Source organism: Pseudonocardia abyssalis, assembly GCF_019263705.2.
Classification (GTDB): domain Bacteria; phylum Actinomycetota; class Actinomycetes; order Mycobacteriales; family Pseudonocardiaceae; genus Pseudonocardia; species Pseudonocardia abyssalis.
Genome location: NZ_JADQDK010000001.1, coordinates 2,826,980 through 2,847,208 on the forward strand (window position 1 = coordinate 2,826,980; position 20,229 = coordinate 2,847,208).

Here is a 20,229-nt window from a genome sequence, read left to right on the forward strand (position 1 = left end):
GCACCGGGACGACCGGGTCACAGACCCGTGAACGGTCCCGCGTCGATGCGCCCGGACGCGCCCGCGGCGGACCCGTCGACGGCGTCGTCGATCCCGGCCGCGGCGTCCCGGACACCACGGCGGTCGGCGTCGGCCTCGGCGATCTCCGCGTCCACCTCGGGATCGACGAGCGACGGGTCGTCGGCGACCGACGGCTCGCCGTCGACGCGGGTGTCGCCGTCGACGTCGTGCACGGCCGCCTCCTCCGCGGACGCGGCACCGCCGTCGACGCCGACGTCGGTGGCCTCGGTGTCGTCCCCGTCGACGGCGGTCAGCCGGCCGGAGCGGTCGGCGTCGGCGTCGGGCGCCTGCTCGGGCTCCTCCGCCGCGAGGCGCTCGTCGAGGGTCTCGTGGGCGTCCTCGTCGAGAGCGTAGGGGCGGTCCGGCGGGATGTACCCCGCGTCGAGGGCGTCGGGGCCGCCCGCGGCGCCGTCGAGGGTCTCGGCGTTGTCGAGCTGCACCGCGGCACCCAGGTCGGGGGCGGCGGACTGGTCGTCGAAGTCGGGCATGGTCGGGCGTACCCCGGGGAGCCGCGCGCCACACGCGGGCCGTGTGTGGTCTGATCCGAGCCCGACGTCGCGGACGACAGGAGGCTGCCGATGACGACCGCCCCGCGTCCCCGTGACCCGGCACCGCGCCCGCGCGACTCCGCCGCCACCCGCGCCGCCCTGCTCGCCGCCGCGCGCGAGCTGTTCGCCGAGCGCGGCTACGACGGCACCACCGTACGCGGGGTCGCCGACCGGGCCGGGGTCAACCAGGCGCTGCTGTTCCGCTACTTCGGCAACAAGGAGGCACTGTTCGCCGAGGCGGTGAGCGAGCAGGCGTTGGCCCCGCTGGTCGAGGGCCCACCGGAGACGCTGTTGGAACGGATGCTCACCACGATGTTCGACGACACCCGCGGCTCGGCGATGTTCTTCGCGGTGCTGTCCTCGGAGGGCCGGGCGGGCGAGGCCGTGCGCACGGAGCTGGGTGCGGCGTACCGCTCGGCGTTCGCGGCTCTCGCCGCCACCGACGACCCCGTCGACGCCGACCTGCGCGCGACCCTGCTGCTCGCCTGGCTGCTCGGGCTCGGACAGGCCCGCCCGGAGATCGCCGGGGGCGAGAAGGCCCTCGTCGCGCACGTGCTCCGGGGGGCCCGCGCACTGCTCAGCGGTTGACCGTCTCGGCGTCGATAGTTAGCGTTGCAAGTGAGCGACCGCTTACTTTCGGGGGTGCGACATGACCACGACCTACCCGTTCGCCGAGCCCGACGGGCTGACGTTCGATCCGCGCTACGCGGAGCTGCGCCGCGAGGAACCCCTCGCCCGCGTCGCCCTGCCCTACGGCGGCGAGGCCTGGCTGGCCACCCGCCTCGACGACGTGCGCACCGTGCTGGCCGACCCGCGGTTCAGCCGCGCGGCGACGGTCGGCGCCGACGTGCCGCGTGTGCGTCCCGAGATCGACCACGAGTCGGCGTCGATCCTCAACATGGACGCTCCCGAGCACACCCGCCTGCGCAAGCTCGTGGCCCGGGCGTTCACCGTGCGCCGGGTCGAGGACCTGCGCCCGCGGGCCGCCGCGCTCACCGCCGAGCTGCTCGACGGCATGCGCGCGGAGGGTCCGCCCGCCGACCTCGTGGCGCACCTGTCCGTCCCGCTGCCCGTCACGATCATCTGCGAGCTGCTCGGCGTGCCGGTGCAGGACCGCGACATCTTCCGGGCGGGAGCCGACGCCGCACTCTCGACGACGGCGATGACGGCTCAGGAGCGCGGGGCCGCCCGCGACGCGCTGATCACCTACATGGCCGGACTCGTCGCGCAGCGCCGCGAGGAGCCGACCGACGACCTGCTCGGTGCGCTGGTCACCGCGCGGGACGAGGGCGACGCCCTGAGCGAGCGCGAGCTGGTCGGGCTCGGCGTCGGCATCCTCGTCGCCGGGCACGAGACCACCATGAACATGATCGGCAACATGATGTTCGCCCTGCTCACCCGGCCGGACCGGGGTGCGGCGCTGCGCGAGGGCCCGGAGGCCGTCGCGCGCGGCGTCGAGGAGCTGCTGCGGTTCCTGCCGCTCGGGGCGTCCGCGGGGTTCCCGCGGATCGCGATCGAGGACGTCGAGCTGTCCGGCGGTCTCGTCGCCGCCGGGGAGGCGGTCGTCGTGTCGGTGGCCGCGGCCAACCGCGACCCGGAGGTGTTCGAGGGTCCCGACCAGCTGATCCTCGACCGCGCGGAGAACCGGCACGTCGCGTTCGGGCACGGGCTGCACCACTGTCTGGGCGCCCAGCTCGCACGGATGGAGCTGCAGGAGGCGGTCGGGTCGCTGCTCACCGCGTTCCCGGACCTGCGCCTCGCCGTCGACCCCGCCGACGTGCCGTGGCGCACCGGCGCGCTCGTCCGCGGGCCGAAGGAGCTGTCGCTCAGCTGGTGAGCGCCTGCACCCGGCTCCACAGCGCGTCACGCTCGTCCGGGGTCTCCCGCGTCCAGGGCACGTAGTGCTCCGGGCGCGGGGCCCGGTCGTGCCAGAACCGGCCGGTCCCCGCGTCCGACCGTCGCGCCGCCGCGAGCCAGACCGCCGTGTCGGCGCCCTGCTCCGCGGTGCGCAGCAGCCGGCCGACGAGCTTGCCGAAGCCGGGCAGCGAGCTGGCGAGCCCGGGGGTGTCGGCCCAGCCCGGGTGCACCGCGTGCGAGTCGAGCCCGCGGGCCGCCCACAGCCCGGACAGCACCACCTGCATCCGCTTCGTGCGGGCGTAGGCGGTGGTGCCGTTGTAGGGCACCGGCTCGGCGGAGGTCAGCTTCTGGGCGTACATGCCGCCCGAGGAGATCCACAGCACCCGGCCCCCGCCCAATGCGTCGGCGAGCAGGCGGGTGAGCAGGTGCGGGCCGAGCACGTGCGTGGCCAGGCACAGCTCGTGGCCCTGCGGGGACTCGGTGCGCCCCGGCGGGAGTACGCCCGCGTTGTGCACCAGCACGTCGGGACCGGCGGCGGCGAGCACCTCGCCGGCGCGGCGGACGTCGTCGAGGTCGGAGACGTCGCAGCGGGTGACGTGCAGGTCGGCGCCGGGCACCGCGGCCGCGACCTGCGCACGGGCCGCCGCACCGCGTCCGGTGTCCCGGGCGACCAGGTGCACGCTGGCGCCGAGGCGCGCCAGCCCGGTGACCGTGGCGAGCCCCAGGCCACCGCCGCCGCCCGTCACCAGGGCGACCTTTCCCGACAGCGCGCCGGGCTCCGGGTCGGCCTGCGCCCCCGACCAGCCCGCCGAGCGGGCCAGGTAGCCGAGCCGGGAGTAGCCGGGGGCCACGGTGCGGTCCAGGACGGTGTCGAGAACGGAGGCGAGCACGCCGCCAGCCTTCCCTAGACGCCGACCGGGAGCGCGTCGAGCGTCGGTCCGTCGACCACCCGGGTGATCACCGACACCCCGCCGCGCACCGTGCCACCGACGAGCTCGGCCACCGCGGCGCAGGTGCGGGCCCACACCGTCAGCTGGATCTCCTTCGCGAGCGGCAGCCAGTTGTAGAGGACGTGGGCGAGCGCGTCGCCGGGACGGGCCCAGGACTCGATCTCGAAGGTCAGCGCGCCGTCGGGGCGGGTCGCGCAGCGGAACTCGATCTGCCCCGCCTCCAGGTGGTCGGCCAGCGTCGCGAACCGGAACGAGTACGGCGTCACGTCGATCACCCGGACCGGGCCGTCCCAGGGTGCGGGCATGCGGATGAGGAACTCGTCGCCCAGGCGCATCGGGCCGCCCTCGCCGCGGCTGCGCTGGAACACCGCGGCGTCCGGGACCGCGCAGTTCGGGTCACGGGACAGCTCGGCCATCACCACCTCCGGGCCGCGGTCGGCGCCGTCGACGACCACGGAGTAGCACCGGTGCAGCAGCGCACCCACCCCGTCGGCCACGTACTGGACGTCGTCGTGGCGGAGCGCGGGAGGCACGGCCGACGGCAGGTCCCCGCCGTCACCGGGGCTCTCCATGCGGGTGAGTGGCACCCCGACACCGGGAATGCGGTGGGCGAGAACCCGCACGATCCCCAGTGGCCAGCGGGCCAGGTGGTCGATGCGGTGCAGTGGGCTGCCGGGCGAGGGCCGGCCGAGTAGGAACACGAGACCCCGGGTACCCGTTCGCCGTGATCGTTACCGGAGTCCCGCACTGAACGCCCCCGACCTGGCCGCCGTCGTCGACGACCTGCGCGGCCGCTCGGTCAACTACGACGAGGCGCTCGCTCCCCCGCACGTCACCGACGGGTGGCACCAGGACCGGTGGGCCGTCGAGCTGGGGCACGAGGCGCCCGGCGAGCCGGAGCCCGGCGGGCTGGTCGCCGCCGCCGACGCCCTGGTCAACGGCTACGAGTTCACCGACCCGTCACTGCTGCGCGCGGCGTACCGGTACCCGGCCGACGTGGTGGGCCGCGACATGCTGCTGCAGGGCCGCTTCGCGATGTTCCGCTTCCACATGGGCGTGCGGATCACCGCCGAGCTCGACGAGCTGCGCGAGGGCCCGGACGGCCCCGAGCGCGTCGTGGGGTGGGCGTACCAGACCCTCGACGGGCACCTGGAGCAGGGAAAGCTGACCTACGAGATCGTCAAGAACCTGACGACCGGGCGGGTCGAGTTCCGCATCGACGCGTACTCGCGGCAGTCGGAGATCCGCAACCCGCTGTTCCGCGTCGGCTTCGGCCTCTTCGGCCGGCACACCCAGCTGCGGTTCTACCGCGCGGCGCTGGAACGCCTGAAGGCCCGCCTCCCGCACCCGCCCGGCGAGCCCGGGCCCGACCCCGACGGCCTGGTCCGCGTGCCGACCGGCGCCCCGCCGGACCACGCCACCTGGGCCGAGATCCACGTGGTGCACCCCGGCCGCTGACGGCCACCCCCACCCCCGCGAGTCGCTGTTTCCCCGCCCGCGAGTCGCTGTCTCCCCGCCCGCGAGTCGCTGTCTCCCCGCCCGCGAGTCGCTGTCTCTGCGCCCGCGAGTCGCGGTCAGAGGGGTCTCGCCAGGTCGACGGCCCGGCCGAGGGTCTCCAGGCGTGCGTCGAGGGTGTCCCCCGCGGGGTAGAGCCGCACCGTCGTGACGCCCGCGTCGCGCCAGGCCGCCAGGCGCTCGCGCACCCCGTCCTCGGTGCCGAGCAGCGTCGTGCCGAGCACCATGTCGTCGTCGACGGCGTCGGCAGCGGCGGTGCGGTCACCGGCCAGCCACAGCTCCCGCACGCGGTCGGCCCGCTCCCCCCACCCCTGACGGCGGTACGCGTCGAAGTAGAAGTTCGACGACGCCGTGCCCATCCCACCGAGGCTGAACGCGAGCCCCGGCTTCCGCGCGGCCACCATCGTCGCGAGCTCGTCCTCGTCGGCGGCGAACGCGACCTCCGCGCCCTGACAGACGTCGAGGTCGGCGAAGGTCCGCCCGGACCTCTCCAGTCCGGCGCGCAGCGGATCGAGGTACGCGGCGGCCCCCTCCGGCACGAAGCTCGTGCCCAGCCAGCCGTCGGCGACCTCCCCGGTCAGCTCCAGCATCCGCGGCGAGAGCGTGGCGAGGTGGATCGGGATGTCCGGGTTCGGCGTCGTCGACGTGCGCATCGGCCGCCCGTCGCCGTCGGGGAGCGGGATCCGCACGTGCCGCCCGTCGTGGGCGATCTTCTCCCCCGCGAACACCGACCGGATCACCGCGACGGTCTCGCGCGTGCGGCCCAGCGGGTGCGCGAACGGCACGCCGTGCAGTCCCTCGACGACCTGCGGTCCGGAACTGCCGAGGCCGAGGGCGAACCGGCCGCCGGACATGTCGGCGAGCGTCAGCGCCGTCTGCGCGAGCAGCACCGGGCTGCGCGTACCGACCTGCATGACGCCCGACCCCAGCCCGATCCGAGACGTGCGCGCGGCGAGGTAGCCCAGCGCCGACGGGGCGTCGGAGCCCCACGCCTCGGCGACCCAGCAGACGTCCAGGCCGATCCGCTCGGCCTCCACCACGAAGTCGACGGTCTCGCGCCAGTCGCCGCCGGACGCCTCGACGGTCGTCGCCGTCCTCATGGGTTCTCGGCCCGCTCCTTGATCGCCACCAGGTTCGCGTCGATCCCGGCCTGCCACTCGCGGAGCCGGTGGGCGACGATCCGCTCCTCCTTCTCCGGCATCCGCTCGATGGCGGTGGTGAGGTTCGACGGGCCCGGGCCGAGCCGGGCCCACTGGCGCAGGTCGGTACCGCCGTCGCTGGGGGTGAGCTCGAAGCGCCAGCTCGCGGACGGGTTCTGCGGGTCCTCGACGTCCCAGCCGAACGTCCGGGACTCCTCGCAGCACACGATGCGCGACGTCGTCGACCACTCCCCGGCCGCGGGGTGGCTGCTGCGGCCGCGGAACGCCCGGCCGACGGCGGTCGTACCCTCGTCGAGCCACTCGACGGACTGCAGCTCGCTGCTCAGAGCCGGCATCAGGTGGATGTCGCTGACGACCTCCCACACGCGCTGCGGCGTGGCCGCGATGTGCACGCTGCCCTCGACGACCGGCCCGTCGGCGTACCTCATGTCCACTCCCCCACGTTGGGTATCGCGGACGAACCTAGGCCATCACCGCTCGATGTGCACCCGTACGGTCCGGCCGTCCTCGGAGAGCCAGCCGGCCTTCTGCGCGTAGCCCACCATCGCGTCCCAGCGCTGCGGCCAGTCCGGCGCGGTGGCGACGATCTGGGCCCGCGAGCGGAGCACGGCGACATCGAGCCACACCGCCCCGTCCGGCGCGAGCTGACCGGTGCCGGTGTCGCGCAGGGCGGCCCGCAGCGCCGACCCGTCCAGCGTGGTGGCGAGGTGCAGGCGGGTGCAGTCGTCGGCGTCGGCGACGACCGCGCCGTCGGCGGCGAGGGTCACATACATCCCCCGATCGTGCCCTGCTCAGCCGCCGCTGCCCACCGCCGGCCCGACGCGGCGCGTCGATCCGCGCGCGGCCGGCCGCGTCGGCGGCAGGATCTCGGTCTCGCGGGCGGTGCCGGCGATGCGGTCGAGGGCGGGGCGATCTCGTGGTCGTCGAGCCCGATGATCGAGACGTCCTCCGCCACCCGGACCCGGTCTGCGGCAGTGCCCGCATCGCCCCGAACGCCCTCTCGTCGGACTCGGTCGATACCGCCGACGGCAGCGCGGCGGGCACGGGTCGTCGCCGCGGGGCGGTGCTGACGCGCGACGGCGACGCCCCCGGAACGGCCCGCCCACCCGCCCGCAACGGCGAACTCGCCGGGCGGCGGCGGCAAACTCGCCGGGCGGCGGCGGCGAACTCGCCGGGCGGGGGCGGCGAACTCGCCGGGCGGGGGCGGCGAACTCGCGGGGCGGGGGCGCTAGTCGACGGGCGGGGTGAACAGGCCGCCGTCCTTCAGCGTCCCCACCACCACCGCCGTGTCCAGCGCCGTCACCCGCTCCAGCCACGGGGCGTCGGTCGTCAGGTCGTGCAGCGCGTCGACCCCGGGCACCGCGACCTCCGCGAGCACCGGGCGGTCACCGGTCGTGCGGCACGCCCGCAGCACCCACGGCTCCCGCCGCAGCCCCGCCGCCACCGCCGCGACGTCCCGCGGCGCCGCCGACGCCCGCACGACGGCCCGCAGCCCGAACCCGAGCCGGGCCGGGTCCACCACGACCCGGATCCGCAGGCGGCCGTCGCGGCGCAGGCGGTCGACCCGCCGCGGGACCGCGCTGCGGGAGAGCCCGGTGACCTCGGCGAGCTCGTCGTCGTCGCGGCGGGCGTCGAACTGCAGGGCGGTGAGCAGCATGCGGTCGGTCGGGCTCAGCCCCTTGGTCTCCCCGAACGGCGCGTCACCCGGCGGGGGCAGGTGCTCGGCCAGCGCCTCGCACTCGTCGGGCGCGAGGAGGCCGGGGCGCCACTCGTCCTCGGTGCGGACATAGCGCAGGACCGTGAGCGCGGTGGCGGCGACGAGCCCGGGAATGCGCGGCAGCTCGTCACCGACGAGGCGGTCGAGGCGCTCGGGCGGGCAGCCGATCTCGGCGACCCCACCGGCCGGTCCGGCCAGCAGGTGGGCCCAGCGGGTGTCGCGCCGCCGCGCGAGCGCCAGTGCGGCGACCCGCTCCTGCCCGGGGCCGCAGCGCAGGTGCACGACCGTGCCCGCCTCCGGGGCGGGCACGCCGACGACCTGCACTCCCCCCTGCGCCAGCAGGCCCAGGCCGTGCCGGGCGACGGTGCCCTCGGGCTCGCCGAGCACCGCGGCGATCCGCGCCCACGGGGCCCGCCCGTCGACCTGGAGCGCACCGACGATGCGCCGGTCGAGCGCGCCGAGTGGCCCGACCACCGCGTACCTCGCTTCCGACACCTGCGTGTCGGGATCCGTACACGTCCCGGTCAACCTACCGGGCGGGCACCCCGAGATGCCGGAGCAGGTTGGCCGAGAACCGGTCCCCCATCCGCTGCATCGTCTCCTTCATCACCGCGTTGACGGCCGGGGCGGCCAGCCGTGGGAGCGGCAGTTCCACGCTGAGGCCGAGGCTGATCGCGAGCCGCGTGCCGCCACCGGGCTCGTCGGTCAGGACGTACCAGCCCTCGGCCCCGGTGCTCTCCCGCGCCCCGCGCGGCGGGGCGTGGGTGTAGTCGATGCGGTGACCATCGCCGTCACCGGTGTCGAAGGTCATCTTCTCGGTGAACACCGGGCTGATCCCGACGCCCAGCACGGACAGGCCGACGAGGTGCCACCGCCAGTGCTCGCCGTCGGTCTCGATCTTCTTCAACAGCGGCGTCAGCTGCGGCAACAGGACGGGATCGGTCAGGACCGCCCAGATCCGGGAACGCTCGGCGGCCACGACGGCCTCCGACTCGGTGGTCGCGGAGAAGCGGCTCATCCGGGCAGTCTGCTCATCGGACCGGTGCGGCGCGACTCGGCGCGGCGGGCGTCACGTCAGCAGCGCGAGCACGTCCTGCGGGCGGGCGCAGACCACGGCGTCGCCGTCGGAGGGGCGGTGGTTGTGGCCCCAGGCCGCGGCCACCGGGGTCGCCCCGGCGCGGCGCGCGGTCTCCAGGTCGGACACGGAGTCGCCGACGTACAGCGCCGATCCGGCGGGCACACCCAGTCGCCGGCACACCAGCTCCAGGCCCTCGGGGTCCGGTTTGCGGCGGGCCACGTCGTCACCGGCGACGACGGTGGCGAACAGGTCGCGCAGGCCCGTCGCGCGCAGCAGGATGTCGGTCGCGACCGCGTTCGAGCCGGTGAACACCCCGGTCGGCACGGTGAGCGCGGTGACGACGTCGCGGACCCCCGGGTAGGGCCGCACGTGCGCGGCCTCGTCGGCGAGGGCTCGGTAGAAGGCGTCGACGTCGGCCGGGTGCCCGGTCAGGTCGGCGAGGATCGCCTCGGGCGTCGGCAGCCGGAACAGCCGCTCGACCTCCGCGGGCGGGATCGGTCCGCGACCGGCCGCGGACGCGAACGCCGCGGCGATGGCGTCGACCGAGTCGAGCAGCGTGCCGTCCATGTCCCACACCACCGCACGCACCACGGGGCGGAGGCTAGTCGCAAAGCCGTTCAGTTAGTCCGGTGGCTGGGCTGTCAAGATCGGTTCTATCTCGATGGTGATCAGCGCGGGGCGGCTGGGGCCGCGGTGGCGGCCTTTGGCGGTGCTGGCGACGTACTTGGAGATCGCGCGTTTGACCACGCGCGGGTTGGTTCGGACTCGGCGGGCGGGCAGGAGCTGGTCCAGGACGTGGCGGCCGATCGTGCCGACGAGGTCGAGCACGGTGTCGGCGATGATGCCGGCGGCGGCGATGAGCTGGTCACGGGCGGCGTGGCGGGCGACGGTGAAGCTACCGCGGTCGGGATCGACGTCGGCTCGGTGCAGAGTGGTGTCGCTGATCGCGATCCGCAGCACCTGGTAGGTGATCAGCAGGGCGTAGATCTCCTGGGCGACCCCGGTCGGGGTGCGTGAGCGCAGGACCCGCCCGCCCAGGCTGGTGGACTTGAGCTCGGCGAAGCAGGTCTCGATCTCCCAGCGTTCGTGGTAGAGCCCGACGATCTCGACCGCGGGCACGTCGGGGTCGAGCACGGTGGTGACCAGCCGGTAGGTCTCGGTCCGGGCGCTGTCGCTGGTGGTGATCGTGACCTTGGCGGTGACCACTCGGACCTCGACCCGGCCGATCCGGGACACCGACGACCCGTCGGCCAGCGTGCGGCAGATCGGGAGTCGGCGGTGGTTCTTGACCCGGACCAGCACGTCCGCGCCGGTCGCGGCCAGTGCGGTGATCCAGTCGGCGGCGGCGAAGTTGCGGTCGGCGAGCACGATCATCCCGGCCCGGGTCGATGCGAGCAGCTGTGGGGCGTAGCCGAGTTCACCGACCCGGTCGGTGCCGAACACCGCGTCGATGATCGTGCGGGTGCCGCACGCCACCAGCGCCAGAACCCGCACCATCGGATAGCCGGTGGTGGTGCCGTGCGAGCTGCCGCCCTTGCTGAACTCGGTCAGGTTCGCCGGGGTGTCCGGGCAGCACAGGATGGTGCCGTCCACCGCGGTGACCAACCGGCCCCGCCAGAACACTCCCGGGCGGGCGGCGCGGGCGGCGCCGATCTGCACACAGCCGGTCTCGGCGCCGCGCAGCAGGTCGAACAGCACCCGCAACGGCGCCACCCCCACCCGGGCTCGGGCGGCGGCCAACGCGCTCGCGCTCGGGGTGGCCACCCCCAGCCCGTCCAGGCCCGTGCACAGCCGCGCCCAGACCTGTGACCAGCCGATCTCGGTGAACAACCCGGCCGCGAGCAGGAGGTAGACCACCACCCGCGAGGGCAACAACCGCAGCCGCCGCTGCACGCTGTGGGTCTCGACCAACGCGGCATCGACCATCTCGAAGGGCACAATCCGGGTCAACTCGCCCAGATGACCAGGAGCGAAACACCCACCGGCCACGGTGACGACCCGGGTGATGACAGAATTCGCGCTCAGCGGAGCTCCCGGTGGTGTCGAGGCTGTCTTGGAGGACGCCCTCTCCTACCGGAGCTCCGCTCCCATCTCCGGCAACGACACGCCGCAACAAGATCCTTGACCAGCAGCCGCGACCGCTAACTGAACGGCTTTGAGGCTAGTCGGCGCCGGCCTCGCGGACCGCGGGCGGATGCGACCCCTCGTCGCGGGCGGGCACCAGCGGCGGGCCCAGCTCGGGGAACCAGCGGAACGCCAGCGCGTGGCTCTCCCAGCCGCAGCCCGCGCACTCCCCCGACGCGTGTGACGACACCCGCGTAGCGTCCCACTGCACGGAGCCGTTGGCTACTGCAAGATGACGGCACCAGAGAATCGAGCGAAGGAGCTACACCGTGGCCGAATACACGCTTCCCGACCTCCCCTACGACTACGGCGCACTCGACCCGCACATCGCGGGCGAGATCATGGAGCTGCACCACTCCAAGCACCACCAGACCTACGTCAACGCGCTCAACGACACCCTGGAGAAGCTGGCGGCCGCCCGCGAGAGCGGCGAGTTCGGCGCGATCCTGGGTCTCGAGAAGACCCTGGCGTTCAACCTGGGTGGCCACGTCAACCACTCGCTGTTCTGGAAGAACCTCTCCCCCGACGGCGGCGGCAAGCCCACCGGCGACCTGGCTGCCGCGATCGACGAGACCTTCGGCTCGTTCGACGCGTTCCAGGGCCAGTTCACCGCGGCCTCGACCACCATCCAGGGGTCGGGCTGGGGCGTGCTCGCCTTCGACCCGCTCGGGCAGCGCCTGCACATCCTGCAGCTGTGGGACCAGCAGGCGAACGTGCCGGTCGGCGTCGTGCCGATCGTCATGCTCGACATGTGGGAGCACGCGTTCTACCTGCAGTACAAGAACGTGAAGCCGGACTACGTGAAGGCCTGGTGGAACGTCGTCAACTGGGCCGACGCCGCCGACCGGTTCGCGGCCGCCCGCGCCTGACGCGCCGTCCGCCGGCCCGGGTGCGACACCCGGGCCGGTGGGCAGGACCGGCTCACGGCCGGGCGGCGACCGCCTCGACCTCGAAGAGGATGTCGGGCATCGCGAGACCGGCGACGCCGATGACGGTCTGCGTGGGCGGGGTGTCGCCGCAGCCGCTCCGCACGGCCTCGCCGATCGTGCCGAGCTTGGCGAAGTCCGGCTCCACCACGTAGGTACGGAGCTGGACGACGTGGCCGAGGTCGAGCCCGTGGGCGGCGAGCGCGACGCCCAGGTTGTGGAACGCCTGCCGCACCTGGTCCCCGAACTCCGGCGAGACGACCGCGCCGTCCGCGCCCGATCCGTACTGGCCCGCGACGAGGACCAGCTCCGCGCCGGCCGGGATCACCGCGGTGTGGCTGTAGCCGAACGGGACCGGGTCGTGCAGTCCGTCGGGGTTGACGACGGTGTGCGACATGGGCGGGTCACCTCTCCTGTGGGTCGAGCGCGAAGGCGAGCTGGGCGAGGACGACGTCGCGGTAGTCGGTGTCCCGCGGCGCCAGGTGGTCGAGCACGACCGGGTAGAGCAGGCCGACGACGGTGGCCACGAGCACCTCGACGATCGCGACGTCGCCGAAGCGCGGGACGAACGCGCCGCGGTCGACCCCCCGCCGCACCGCGTCGAGGAACGGGGCCCGGTACTGCTGCGCCAGAGCGGCCGCGAGCTCCCGCAGCTCTGCGTCGTGGGCGGCGGCGGTCCAGAACTCCATGAGCAACCGCCACGTGACGACGCCCGTGGACAGGCCGCGGTCGACCATCGCGACCAGCTGCTGCCAGGGGTCCTCGAACCGCGCCACGAACTCGCCCATGTCGGCCACCGCCACGGACGTCGCGTGCCGCATCGCCTCGATCAGCATGTCCTCGCGCGAGCCGAAGTAGCCCTGCAGGGTGCTGACCGCGACCCCCGACGCCTCGGACACGTCGATGAACCGGGTGCCCGCGTAGCCGCGGTCGGCGAGCACCGCGACCGCGTGGTCGAGGACCAGCGCGCGTCGGGCCCCGCCCGCGCGGCGGGTTCGATTGCTCATCGTTGTACCGTATCAGGATACGGTACGGGCATGAGCACGTCGGCTCGTCCCGTGTCGGACCGGGAGCTGGTGGTGCTCGGCACCGCGAGCCAGGCACCCACGCGGCACCGCAACCACAACGGCTACCTGCTGCGCTGGGACGGCCACGGTCTGCTGTTCGACCCGGGAGAGGGCACGCAGCGGCAGATGCTGCTGGCCGGGGTCGCGAGCAGCGCGATCACCCGGATCTGCCTGACGCACTTCCACGGCGACCACTGCCTGGGCCTGCCCGGGATCGTCCAGCGCCTCTCGCTCGACCGCGTGACCCGGCCGGTGCACGCCCACTTCCCGGCCTCCGGACAGACGTGGTTCGACCGGCTGCGGCACGCCACCCCGTTCCACGACACGCTCGACCTGCGCGAGCACCCGATCACCGTCGACGGACCGGTCGCCGACGACCCGCACGTCGAGGTGCGCCGGCTCGACCACGGGATCGAGTCCTACGGCTACCGCCTCGTCGAGCCCGACGGGCGCCGCATGCTCCCCGACCGCCTCGCCGCGGCGGGCATCCGCGGCCCGGCCGTCCGGGAGCTGCAGCACACCGGTTCGCTGCACGGCGTCACGCTCGACGAGGTCAGCGAGCCGCGACCGGGACAGAAGGCCGCGTTCGTCATGGACACCCGGCTCTGCGACGGCGTGCACGCGCTCGCCGCGGGCGTCGACCTGCTCGTGATCGAGTCGACCTTCCTCGACGCCGACGCCGATCTCGCGCAGGCCTACGGCCACCTGACGGCGGGCCAGGCCGGGGCCGTCGCCGCCCGGGCCGGGGTGCGCACGCTGGTTCTCACCCACTTCTCGCAGCGCTACCCCGATCCCGACCGGTTCGGCGAGGAGGCGGCCGCGGCGTTCGGCGGGGAGATCGTGGTGGCGCGGGACCTGCAGCGCGTCCCGGTCCCGCCCCGCCGGTAGCTAGCGGGAGAGCCGGCGGCGGTTGGCCACCACCCGCCGGTGCACGGGCGCGAGGACGTCTCCGACGAGCCGCGCGGTGTCCTTCGGCGGGGTCGTCACGGCGACGACGGCCGCCTGCGTGAAGCCCTCGACCTTCTCCTGCACCATCCGCCGGTACTCACGCCGGGCCTTCGGGCTCGGCGGCCACCCACCGGTCACCATCCCGGCGGTCCGGTACGCGATCACCACCGGCGCCGACCAGGCGATCTCTGCGAGCTGTACCCACGGCCGAACCCATCGCGTCTTCGCCATGGCGTCCACGCTAGGCCCGTCGAGCGGGAACGGAGATCATCAGCCGGAATCCGCGGCCATGGGTGATGCGAACGACAGTCGGCGCCTCGACGTCGCGCCCGTGGGGAGGTGGACCGTGACGCTCGACGGCAAGGTCATCGAGGAGGACGTGGAGCCCCTACGCCGCGTGTGAGGTGAACAAGGTTTGACGCGATCGGCGGACGGGCAATCGATCGTCATGAGCACCCACGTCACGCACAGCATCGACGCCTCGGTACCGGTCCGCACCGCCTACGACCAGTGGACCCAGTTCGAGTCGTTCCCGCGCTTCATGGACGGTGTCGAGCGCATCGACCAGCTCACCGACACCCGGACCCACTGGGTCACGAGGATCGCGGGGGTCGAGCGCGAGTTCGACGCCGAGATCACCGAGCAACACCCCGACGAGCGCATCGCCTGGGCCACCGAGAACGGCACGCACCAGGCCGGCGTCGTCACGTTCCACCGCCTCGACGACACGACCACCCGCGTCACGCTGCAGCTCGACCACGACCCCGAGGGCGTCGTCGAGAAGGTCGGCGACGCACTGGGCATCGTGCAGCGCCGCGTCAAGGGCGACATGGAGAACTTCAAGGAGTTCATCGAGGCGGGCGGCACCGGCGGCAGCTGGCGCGGCGACGTCGACGCCGCCCCGCAGTCGGTCACCCCGAAGGCCCCCTCGACCGACATCGGCGGTACCGCCTGATGGTCCACGTCGTCCGGACCTTCACCGTCACCACCGAGCCCGCGAAGTCGATCGAGTACCTCGCCGACTTCGCCCACGCCGAGGCCTGGGACCCGGGCACGCAGACCTGCGTCCGCACCGGCACCGGCCCGGTGCAGGTGGGCTCCACCTGGCACAACACCTCGAAGATCCTCGGGTCCACCACCGAGCTCGACTACCGCCTGACCCGCCTCGACGGCGAGGGCATCGAGCTGGTCGGGGAGAACAGGACCGCCACCGCGACCGACGTCATCACCGTGCGTCCGGCGCCGGAGGGGTCCGAGATCACCTACGACGCCACCGTGGTCCTGCACGGCGTCGCCAAGCTCGGCAGTCCGCTGATGCAGCTCGAGTTCGAGAAGCTCGGCAACCAGACCGTCGAGGGAATCCAACGAGAACTGGGAGCACCCCGTGCCTGACACCCGCACCGACGAATGGCTCACCGCGGCCCGCACCGAGCTGGGCCTGGAGGACGCGGCCGAGGGCGCGCAGGGCCTCGACGCCGCCGCCGAGCTCGACGCGCTCGTCCGGGACAACGTCGACGGCTCCGTCGCCGCGTCCACCGTGTTCCTGCTCGGCCTCGCCGCCGGCCGCTCCGCCGACCCGGCGGTCGCCGCGCACGACTTCACCGAGAAGCTCTCCGCGCTGGCGCGCAGCTTCGACGCCGACACGGACCGCGCCGAGGCGCCGAACGACCAGGCCCGGCGGGCCTGAGACCTACGAGGCGAGAGCGGCCGCGAGCGTCGGGAACAGGTCCAGCTCGCGGTCGAGCCCGGTGATCGTCAACGGACGGATCACCGGGCGGTTCTCCGCCCCGGTGACGACGTGCAGCCGCACCCCCGCGGCCCGCGACTCCCGCTGGACCCGAAGCAGGGCGGTCAGCCCCCGCGAGCCGAAGTACCGGACGCCGCCCAGGTCGATCACGATCGCCGCGGTGCCCGCGGTGAGCAGTGCGACCGCGGCGGCCTCGACGTCGGCGGCCTCTGCGGCGTCGAGTTCCCCGGTGACGACCAGCCCCCGCACCCCGTCGCGATGTTCCACGACGCGCACGGCGAGCGTCGTCGCGGAGCCGCCACCGTTCTCTACCACGTGAGTCCTCCACCGTCGATGCGCGCCCACGTACTCTAGGGCCCGTTCCGCGACAGCGCGCGACGTCGATGTTCAGACACGGTCGGGAACGGGCACTGCCACCACATGGGGGAACCGCTTCGGCTGCTGCTGCCTGCCGAGCCCACCTCCGCATCCGCCGCCCGGGCCGCGCTGGGCGCGTGGCTGGCCCCGCTCCCGTGGCCCGAGGACGTGGCACAGGACATGGTCTTCGCGGCGAGCGAGGCCGTCGCGAACTGCATCGACCACGCCTACCCCGAGCCGACCGCCGCCCCCGACGCGATCGTCCTGCTCGCCCGCGAGACCGACGACGACGACCGGTTCTGCGTCGAGGTCACCGTCACCGACCACGGGCGCTGGCGCGACCCGCCCGTCGATCCGGAGTTCCGCGGCCGCGGCATCGCCATGATGCGGGCGCTCACCGGGGCGGTCACGCTGCGGCACGACGACGGGGGCACCACGGTCCTGCTGCGCTGCTGGCGGCCCGCCGGGTGAGCGCCCCGACGTCGCCCTCCTCGCGGAACGGCTCGAGGAACTGATCTGCGCGGCGCTGACCGTCGTCGGTCGGGCCGCCGGCGCTGATCGGGCTGGTCGTGATCGCGATCAAGATCGGCGCGGGCACTGGTCAGCCGCGCGGCGCATACATGATCACCCCGACACCGGCGAGGCACACCAGCGCTCCGACCACGTCGTAGCGGTCGGGGCGGTAGCCGTCGGCGACCATCCCCCAGAGCAGCGACCCGGCCACGAACACACCCCCGTAGGCGGCCAGGATCCGGCCGAACCGGGCGTCGGGCTGCAGGGTGGCGACGAACCCGTACGCGCCGAGCGCGATCACCCCGGCGCCGATCCAGATCCATCCCCGGTGCTCGCGGACGCCCTGCCAGACCAACCAGGCCCCGCCGATCTCGAACAGGGCGGCGACGACGAACAGGCCGACGGACCGGGCGATCAGCACCCTCCGAAACTAGACGGTGCGCAGCGTCGGGTAGGCGGGCAGCTCGATCCTGTCGGCGGGCGGGGAGAACAGGCCGCCCGCGAGCCCGGCGACCCGCTTGCCGACGGGGCTGCCGGCGACCCGGACCGCGGCGCGCAGGGCCGAGACCCCGGCCCGGCTGCGGGGGTGGGCGAGGCGCGGGGTGCCGGGCGGCAGGTCCTGGGCCTGCTCGACGTAGGGCCGCATCGTCGCCTCGTAGCGGGCGAAGGCCACGCGGTGGTCGCCACCGCCCGCCAGCTCACCGGCCAGGACGTACGCGCCGACGAGCGCGAGGCTGGTGCTCATACCGCTGACCGGGGACGCGCAGTACGCCGCGTCGCCGACGAGCACGACGCGCCCGCTGCTCCACGTGGGCAGCCGCATCTGCCCGACGGTGTCGAAGTAGAACGCGGTGTCGGCGAGGGCGGCCAGCACGCGGGGGGTCTCCCAGCCGGCGTCGGCGAAGTGGCGGCGCAGCAGCCGGATCTGGTCGGGGCGGTCGAGGTCCTCCAGCCCGCGGACGTCGGAGAGGAAGCTCACCGACGCCCGGGTCGTTCCGAGGTTGTCGGGCCGCAGGTTCACGGTGCGCCCGCCGGGGGCGGTGTACCAGCGCCACCAGTCGTTGTCGGCGGCGGTGCGCGGGATCGTCAGGTACGCCGTGTAGAGGCCGAGGTGGTCGATCCCGGCGTCGGGGAGGATCAGGTCGCGGGTGCGCGACGTCAGCCCCTCGGCGATCACCACGACGTCGAAGGTGCGGGTGGGGCCGTGCTCGAAGGTCACCTCGACGCCGTCGGCGCGGTCGTCGAGGGCGACGATCCGGTCGCCGAACAGGTACTCGGTGCCGGTCGTGCGCTCGACGACCAGCCGTGACAGCTCGCCGCGCAGGACCTCCAGCTCCGCGGTGGCCCCGCCGGTGTCGGACTCCCCCGCCGGGAACGCCGCCAGCGTGCGCCCGGCCGCGTCGACGAACTCCAGGCCCTGCTCGCCGGTCGAGCAGCCGCGCACAGCGTCCTCGAGGTCCATGCGGCGCAGCACCTCGCGGCCGGCGCCGCGGACGTCGATGTTCTGCCCGGCCCCGCGCGGGCCGTCGAACCTCTCGACGACCGTGGTCGCCCAGCCGTGCCGGTGCAGCCAGTGCGCCGTGGTGGGTCCGGCGATGCTCGCCCCGGAGATCAGGACGCGGGGAGTGGGCATCACCCGATCGTCGTCCCCTACCCGGCGGGGCGCTCGCCGAGCGGGCGGCGCAGGCTCGACTCGCCGCGCGACCAGGCGTCGAGCAGCCGGTCGCCGAGGCGGTCGCCCAGCAACAGGTAGGCCCGGACGCCGAAGACGACGTCGGCGGCCAGTGCCGGCTCCGCGGCGAGCATCGGGCCGAGCACCCCGCGCCGGATGATCTGCTCGTGCACCGCGTCGGCCTCGACGTGCTCGTCGTAGAACGCCACCGCCGCGGGCCCGCACCCGAGCCGTCGCATGGCCCGGACCAGGCGTTCCGAGCCGGGTGAGGACGTCAGCTCGACGGCGGCGAACTGCCCGACGAGCGCGCCGCGCAGGCTGCGCCGCAGCCCGCACATCGACATGAGGTTGACCTCGGCGAGCGTCTCGGCGGGCACCGCGTCGACGTAGTGGCCGTAGGCGTCGTCGAGGTCGACCGCGCGCATCATGTCGGCGAACAGGCGCGCGTGCATGCGGTCGGGGTCGCCGCCGCCGTACTCGTCGTGCTCGACGGTGACCAGCGCGGCCTTAGCCGGGCCGCACAGCCGCGGGATGACCCAGGCCTGCGGGTCGGCCTCCTTGAGGTGGTAGATCGAGCGGTGCGCGACGTACTCGCGCAGCTGCCACAGCTCGCCGTCGCGGCGCAGGTGGTGCGAGACGCCGACGACGTCGGGGCCCACCGGCTCGACGAGCAGCGCGTCGACCTCGGCCGCCACGTCGTCGCCGGGTTCGACGTCGGCGCGCAGGGCACCGAGGAACAGCCGCTCCAGCCCACCGCGCAGGGCGAGCAGCGCGGGATCCCACTCGAGGTCGTCGTCGACGCCGTCGAAGCCGCGGTAGTGCAGCTCGTAGCAGCAGTGCAGGGCGAGCTGGACGTCCTCGCCGTACGGGTCGGCGCCGGTCACGTCGACCCTCGGTGCCGGGCCGCCGCGCAGCGCGTCGATCACCGCGGTCGAGATCGGGCCCCGCGGCGCCGGCAGTTCCGGGGACGCGACGGGCTGGGGTGCGGTCGTGGTCAGCATCAGGTGTCCTCCCGTGTCCGGGTGCGGTGACTCGTGTCGCAGATCGGGTAGCGGCGGCTGCGCCTGCACAGGCACAGCGCGGTGACCGGCCGGTCGGACGTGACCCGCCGGCCGTCCGGCAGGACGACCTCGACGGGGCCCGTGACCAGCACCGGGCCCTCCTCGGTCAGGACGACCTGGCGCCGTCCGGTGTCCTGGTGCTCAGTCGACACGACGCCCCTCCACCACGACCAGCTCCTCCACGTCCTCGCCCGGCGCGGTCAGGCCCCGGCTCTCCAGCATCGCGGCCCGCGCCCGCATCACCGGGCCGTAGGGGGTCGACGCCCGCATGACCACCGACGCACTCATCCCCGCGTCGGTGAGCCGGTCGATCGTCGCCTCGGCACCGCAGACCGCCGAGTGCACCATCAGCAGCACCCCGCCGCGGGTGAGTCGCGCCCTCGCGCCCGCGCAGATCCGGTCGACGACGATCCGGCCGTCGACGCCGCCGTCCCAGCACCGGGCCCGGGTGTGGCGGGGCAGCACGTCGGTCTCGGCCGGGACGTACGGCGGGTTCGCGACGATCAGGTCGAACCGTCGCCCGGCCACCGGCGCGAACAGGTCTCCGCGGCGCACCGCGACCCGCGCGCCCTGCAGGTGGCAGTTCACCCAGGTCGCGAGCACCGACCGCAGCGACAGGTCGACGGCGGTGACCGACGCGGCCCCGCCCCGGGCCGCGGCGAGCGCGAGGGCCCCGGATCCGGTCCCGACGTCGAGGACATGGCGGTCGAGTGCGTAGCCGCCACGGCGGATCGCCTCGGCGAGGACCGCGGAGTCGCTCTGGGCGCGGTAGACGCCGGGCGGGCGGAACAGGAGGACGTCGGGGCGCAGGCGCACCCGGGGCAACTGGTCGGTCATCGGGGACACACTCGGTCTCGGGACATGACGCCTCCACGGGGGACGTGCGGGGGGGCGCCTGTCTGCACCGGTGGGCCCACTGAGGCAGCGGC

Annotated in this window: 29 protein-coding genes; 9 read left to right on the forward strand and 20 right to left on the reverse strand. The window is 74.1% G+C overall.

The window, feature by feature from the left end; all coding sequences use genetic code 11:
- Positions 1–17: 17 nt before the first annotated feature.
- The gene (locus tag I4I81_RS13665; RefSeq protein ID WP_218604426.1) at positions 18–548 is read right to left on the reverse strand and encodes a DUF5709 domain-containing protein; all 531 of its coding nucleotides are present in this window, start codon (positions 546–548) and stop codon (positions 18–20) included.
- A 90-nt stretch (positions 549–638) separates the two neighbouring features.
- Here I4I81_RS13665 and I4I81_RS13670 point away from each other — a divergent pair, with 90 nt between their 5' ends.
- Positions 639–1,196, forward strand: coding sequence for a TetR/AcrR family transcriptional regulator (locus I4I81_RS13670; protein ID WP_218604427.1), 558 nt, complete (start codon positions 639–641; stop codon positions 1,194–1,196).
- A 61-nt stretch (positions 1,197–1,257) separates the two neighbouring features.
- Positions 1,258–2,445 carry a cytochrome P450 gene (locus tag I4I81_RS13675; protein ID WP_218604428.1) on the forward strand — a complete coding sequence of 396 codons (1,188 nt, stop codon included), beginning with the start codon at positions 1,258–1,260 and terminating at the stop codon, positions 2,443–2,445.
- Here I4I81_RS13675 and I4I81_RS13680 read toward each other — a convergent pair.
- Together I4I81_RS13680 and I4I81_RS13685 are read right to left on the reverse strand one after the other, a co-directional pair.
- The gene (locus I4I81_RS13680; RefSeq protein WP_218604429.1) at positions 2,435–3,355 is read right to left on the reverse strand and encodes an SDR family NAD(P)-dependent oxidoreductase; all 921 of its coding nucleotides are present in this window, start codon (positions 3,353–3,355) and stop codon (positions 2,435–2,437) included. The genes I4I81_RS13675 and I4I81_RS13680 overlap by 11 nt on opposite strands.
- 14 nt (positions 3,356–3,369) lie before the next feature.
- Positions 3,370–4,002 carry a DUF1990 family protein gene (locus I4I81_RS13685; protein ID WP_226363928.1) on the reverse strand — a complete coding sequence of 211 codons (633 nt, stop codon included), beginning with the start codon at positions 4,000–4,002 and terminating at the stop codon, positions 3,370–3,372.
- A gap of 67 nt (positions 4,003–4,069) precedes the next feature.
- Between I4I81_RS13685 and I4I81_RS13690 the strand changes: the two genes are divergently transcribed.
- Complete coding sequence (locus I4I81_RS13690; protein WP_218616079.1) at positions 4,070–4,873, forward strand: DUF1990 family protein; 804 nt, start codon at positions 4,070–4,072, stop codon at positions 4,871–4,873.
- A 116-nt stretch (positions 4,874–4,989) separates the two neighbouring features.
- On the opposite strand, the gene I4I81_RS13695 is transcribed toward I4I81_RS13690, so the two are convergent.
- The 8 genes from I4I81_RS13695 to I4I81_RS13735 all read right to left on the reverse strand — a co-directional run bounded on the left by I4I81_RS13695 (position 4,990) and on the right by I4I81_RS13735 (position 11,199).
- A complete protein-coding gene (locus I4I81_RS13695; RefSeq protein ID WP_218603898.1) occupies positions 4,990–6,030 on the reverse strand; it encodes an LLM class flavin-dependent oxidoreductase in 1,041 nt (346 codons plus the stop codon).
- Complete coding sequence (locus I4I81_RS13700) at positions 6,027–6,518, reverse strand: SRPBCC family protein (protein WP_218603897.1); 492 nt, start codon at positions 6,516–6,518, stop codon at positions 6,027–6,029. Before I4I81_RS13700 ends, I4I81_RS13695 begins: the two co-directional genes overlap by 4 nt.
- A gap of 42 nt (positions 6,519–6,560) precedes the next feature.
- The gene (locus I4I81_RS13705) at positions 6,561–6,863 is read right to left on the reverse strand and encodes a hypothetical protein (protein ID WP_218603896.1); all 303 of its coding nucleotides are present in this window, start codon (positions 6,861–6,863) and stop codon (positions 6,561–6,563) included.
- A gap of 455 nt (positions 6,864–7,318) precedes the next feature.
- The gene (locus I4I81_RS13715) at positions 7,319–8,281 is read right to left on the reverse strand and encodes an Lrp/AsnC family transcriptional regulator (RefSeq protein WP_218616080.1); all 963 of its coding nucleotides are present in this window, start codon (positions 8,279–8,281) and stop codon (positions 7,319–7,321) included.
- A 55-nt stretch (positions 8,282–8,336) separates the two neighbouring features.
- The gene (locus tag I4I81_RS13720) at positions 8,337–8,825 is read right to left on the reverse strand and encodes an SRPBCC family protein (RefSeq protein WP_218606343.1); all 489 of its coding nucleotides are present in this window, start codon (positions 8,823–8,825) and stop codon (positions 8,337–8,339) included.
- A gap of 51 nt (positions 8,826–8,876) precedes the next feature.
- A complete protein-coding gene (locus tag I4I81_RS13725; protein ID WP_218616081.1) occupies positions 8,877–9,476 on the reverse strand; it encodes an HAD family hydrolase in 600 nt (199 codons plus the stop codon).
- A 30-nt stretch (positions 9,477–9,506) separates the two neighbouring features.
- Entirely contained in the window at positions 9,507–10,874 is a 1,368-nt protein-coding gene (locus I4I81_RS13730) for an IS4 family transposase (protein ID WP_226363566.1), read from the reverse strand.
- Positions 10,875–11,046: 172 nt separating this feature from the next.
- Positions 11,047–11,199 carry a hypothetical protein gene (locus I4I81_RS13735; protein WP_218604152.1) on the reverse strand — a complete coding sequence of 51 codons (153 nt, stop codon included), beginning with the start codon at positions 11,197–11,199 and terminating at the stop codon, positions 11,047–11,049.
- A 79-nt stretch (positions 11,200–11,278) separates the two neighbouring features.
- On the opposite strand from I4I81_RS13735, the gene I4I81_RS13740 reads away from it, so the two are divergent.
- A complete protein-coding gene (locus I4I81_RS13740) occupies positions 11,279–11,878 on the forward strand; it encodes a superoxide dismutase (RefSeq protein WP_218604151.1) in 600 nt (199 codons plus the stop codon).
- A gap of 52 nt (positions 11,879–11,930) precedes the next feature.
- Here the strand turns inward: I4I81_RS13740 and I4I81_RS13745 are convergent, their stop codons facing one another.
- Entirely contained in the window at positions 11,931–12,332 is a 402-nt protein-coding gene (locus I4I81_RS13745) for a RidA family protein (RefSeq protein ID WP_218604150.1), read from the reverse strand.
- Positions 12,333–12,339: 7 nt separating this feature from the next.
- The gene (locus I4I81_RS13750) at positions 12,340–12,942 is read right to left on the reverse strand and encodes a TetR/AcrR family transcriptional regulator (RefSeq protein ID WP_218604149.1); all 603 of its coding nucleotides are present in this window, start codon (positions 12,940–12,942) and stop codon (positions 12,340–12,342) included.
- 51 nt (positions 12,943–12,993) lie between these two features.
- On the opposite strand from I4I81_RS13750, the gene I4I81_RS13755 reads away from it, so the two are divergent.
- The gene (locus I4I81_RS13755) at positions 12,994–13,890 is read left to right on the forward strand and encodes a ribonuclease Z (RefSeq protein WP_218604153.1); all 897 of its coding nucleotides are present in this window, start codon (positions 12,994–12,996) and stop codon (positions 13,888–13,890) included.
- Here I4I81_RS13755 and I4I81_RS13760 read toward each other — a convergent pair whose 3' ends face one another.
- A complete protein-coding gene (locus I4I81_RS13760) occupies positions 13,891–14,181 on the reverse strand; it encodes a hypothetical protein (protein WP_218604148.1) in 291 nt (96 codons plus the stop codon).
- A 217-nt stretch (positions 14,182–14,398) separates the two neighbouring features.
- On the opposite strand from I4I81_RS13760, the gene I4I81_RS13765 reads away from it, so the two are divergent.
- From I4I81_RS13765 to I4I81_RS13775, 3 genes are read left to right on the forward strand one after another with little or no spacing between them, the layout of a single operon-like run.
- Complete coding sequence (locus I4I81_RS13765) at positions 14,399–14,905, forward strand: SRPBCC family protein (protein WP_218604147.1); 507 nt, start codon at positions 14,399–14,401, stop codon at positions 14,903–14,905.
- Positions 14,905–15,342, forward strand: coding sequence for an SRPBCC family protein (locus I4I81_RS13770; protein WP_218604146.1), 438 nt, complete (start codon positions 14,905–14,907; stop codon positions 15,340–15,342). The genes I4I81_RS13765 and I4I81_RS13770 overlap by 1 nt, the downstream gene beginning before the upstream one ends.
- Positions 15,335–15,637: a DUF6457 domain-containing protein gene (locus I4I81_RS13775; protein ID WP_218604145.1), complete on the forward strand. Its 303-nt coding sequence runs from the start codon at positions 15,335–15,337 to the stop codon at positions 15,635–15,637. Before I4I81_RS13770 ends, I4I81_RS13775 begins: the two co-directional genes overlap by 8 nt.
- A gap of 3 nt (positions 15,638–15,640) precedes the next feature.
- Here the strand turns inward: I4I81_RS13775 and I4I81_RS13780 are convergent, their stop codons facing one another.
- Positions 15,641–16,012 (reverse strand): STAS domain-containing protein, encoded by a 372-nt coding sequence (locus I4I81_RS13780; protein WP_218604144.1) that lies wholly within the window; start codon positions 16,010–16,012, stop codon positions 15,641–15,643.
- 105 nt (positions 16,013–16,117) lie between these two features.
- Here I4I81_RS13780 and I4I81_RS13785 point away from each other — a divergent pair, with 105 nt between their 5' ends.
- On the forward strand, positions 16,118–16,525 hold the full coding sequence (locus tag I4I81_RS13785; RefSeq protein ID WP_218604143.1) for an ATP-binding protein: 408 nt from the start codon (positions 16,118–16,120) through the stop codon (positions 16,523–16,525).
- A 130-nt stretch (positions 16,526–16,655) separates the two neighbouring features.
- Here I4I81_RS13785 and I4I81_RS13790 read toward each other — a convergent pair whose 3' ends face one another.
- From I4I81_RS13790 to I4I81_RS13810, 5 genes are read right to left on the reverse strand one after another with little or no spacing between them, the layout of a single operon-like run.
- A complete protein-coding gene (locus tag I4I81_RS13790) occupies positions 16,656–16,988 on the reverse strand; it encodes a YnfA family protein (protein WP_218604142.1) in 333 nt (110 codons plus the stop codon).
- 9 nt (positions 16,989–16,997) lie between these two features.
- Positions 16,998–18,200, reverse strand: a complete 1,203-nt coding sequence (locus I4I81_RS13795) for an FAD-dependent monooxygenase (protein WP_218604141.1) — start codon at positions 18,198–18,200, stop codon at positions 16,998–17,000.
- 17 nt (positions 18,201–18,217) lie between these two features.
- On the reverse strand, positions 18,218–19,240 hold the full coding sequence (locus tag I4I81_RS13800; protein ID WP_218604140.1) for an iron-containing redox enzyme family protein: 1,023 nt from the start codon (positions 19,238–19,240) through the stop codon (positions 18,218–18,220).
- Complete coding sequence (locus I4I81_RS13805) at positions 19,240–19,452, reverse strand: CDGSH iron-sulfur domain-containing protein (protein WP_218604139.1); 213 nt, start codon at positions 19,450–19,452, stop codon at positions 19,240–19,242. The genes I4I81_RS13800 and I4I81_RS13805 overlap by 1 nt, the downstream gene beginning before the upstream one ends.
- Positions 19,442–20,137 carry a HemK2/MTQ2 family protein methyltransferase gene (locus tag I4I81_RS13810; RefSeq protein ID WP_218604138.1) on the reverse strand — a complete coding sequence of 232 codons (696 nt, stop codon included), beginning with the start codon at positions 20,135–20,137 and terminating at the stop codon, positions 19,442–19,444. The genes I4I81_RS13805 and I4I81_RS13810 overlap by 11 nt, the downstream gene beginning before the upstream one ends.
- Positions 20,138–20,229 lie beyond the last annotated feature (92 nt).

What these genes read in the sequence shown, in the direction of transcription:
- I4I81_RS13695 (WP_218603898.1), bottom strand. Translation starts at nt 6,030, where the DNA reads ATGAGGACGGCGACGACCGTCGAGGCGTCCGGCGGCGACTGGCGCGAG.
- I4I81_RS13675 (WP_218604428.1), top strand. Translation starts at nt 1,258, where the DNA reads ATGACCACGACCTACCCGTTCGCCGAGCCCGACGGGCTGACGTTCGAT.
- I4I81_RS13765 (WP_218604147.1), top strand. Translation starts at nt 14,399, where the DNA reads ATGAGCACCCACGTCACGCACAGCATCGACGCCTCGGTACCGGTCCGC.
- I4I81_RS13760 (WP_218604148.1), bottom strand. Translation starts at nt 14,181, where the DNA reads ATGGCGAAGACGCGATGGGTTCGGCCGTGGGTACAGCTCGCAGAGATC.
- I4I81_RS13670 (WP_218604427.1), top strand. Translation starts at nt 639, where the DNA reads ATGACGACCGCCCCGCGTCCCCGTGACCCGGCACCGCGCCCGCGCGAC.
- I4I81_RS13745 (WP_218604150.1), bottom strand. Translation starts at nt 12,332, where the DNA reads ATGTCGCACACCGTCGTCAACCCCGACGGACTGCACGACCCGGTCCCG.
- I4I81_RS13720 (WP_218606343.1), bottom strand. Translation starts at nt 8,825, where the DNA reads ATGAGCCGCTTCTCCGCGACCACCGAGTCGGAGGCCGTCGTGGCCGCC.
- I4I81_RS13705 (WP_218603896.1), bottom strand. Translation starts at nt 6,863, where the DNA reads ATGTATGTGACCCTCGCCGCCGACGGCGCGGTCGTCGCCGACGCCGAC.
- I4I81_RS13770 (WP_218604146.1), top strand. Translation starts at nt 14,905, where the DNA reads ATGGTCCACGTCGTCCGGACCTTCACCGTCACCACCGAGCCCGCGAAG.
- I4I81_RS13800 (WP_218604140.1), bottom strand. Translation starts at nt 19,240, where the DNA reads ATGCTGACCACGACCGCACCCCAGCCCGTCGCGTCCCCGGAACTGCCG.
- I4I81_RS13785 (WP_218604143.1), top strand. Translation starts at nt 16,118, where the DNA reads ATGGGGGAACCGCTTCGGCTGCTGCTGCCTGCCGAGCCCACCTCCGCA.
- I4I81_RS13665 (WP_218604426.1), bottom strand. Translation starts at nt 548, where the DNA reads ATGCCCGACTTCGACGACCAGTCCGCCGCCCCCGACCTGGGTGCCGCG.
- I4I81_RS13810 (WP_218604138.1), bottom strand. Translation starts at nt 20,137, where the DNA reads ATGACCGACCAGTTGCCCCGGGTGCGCCTGCGCCCCGACGTCCTCCTG.
- I4I81_RS13700 (WP_218603897.1), bottom strand. Translation starts at nt 6,518, where the DNA reads ATGAGGTACGCCGACGGGCCGGTCGTCGAGGGCAGCGTGCACATCGCG.
- I4I81_RS13795 (WP_218604141.1), bottom strand. Translation starts at nt 18,200, where the DNA reads ATGCCCACTCCCCGCGTCCTGATCTCCGGGGCGAGCATCGCCGGACCC.
- I4I81_RS13750 (WP_218604149.1), bottom strand. Translation starts at nt 12,942, where the DNA reads ATGAGCAATCGAACCCGCCGCGCGGGCGGGGCCCGACGCGCGCTGGTC.
- I4I81_RS13690 (WP_218616079.1), top strand. Translation starts at nt 4,070, where the DNA reads ATGCGGTGCAGTGGGCTGCCGGGCGAGGGCCGGCCGAGTAGGAACACG.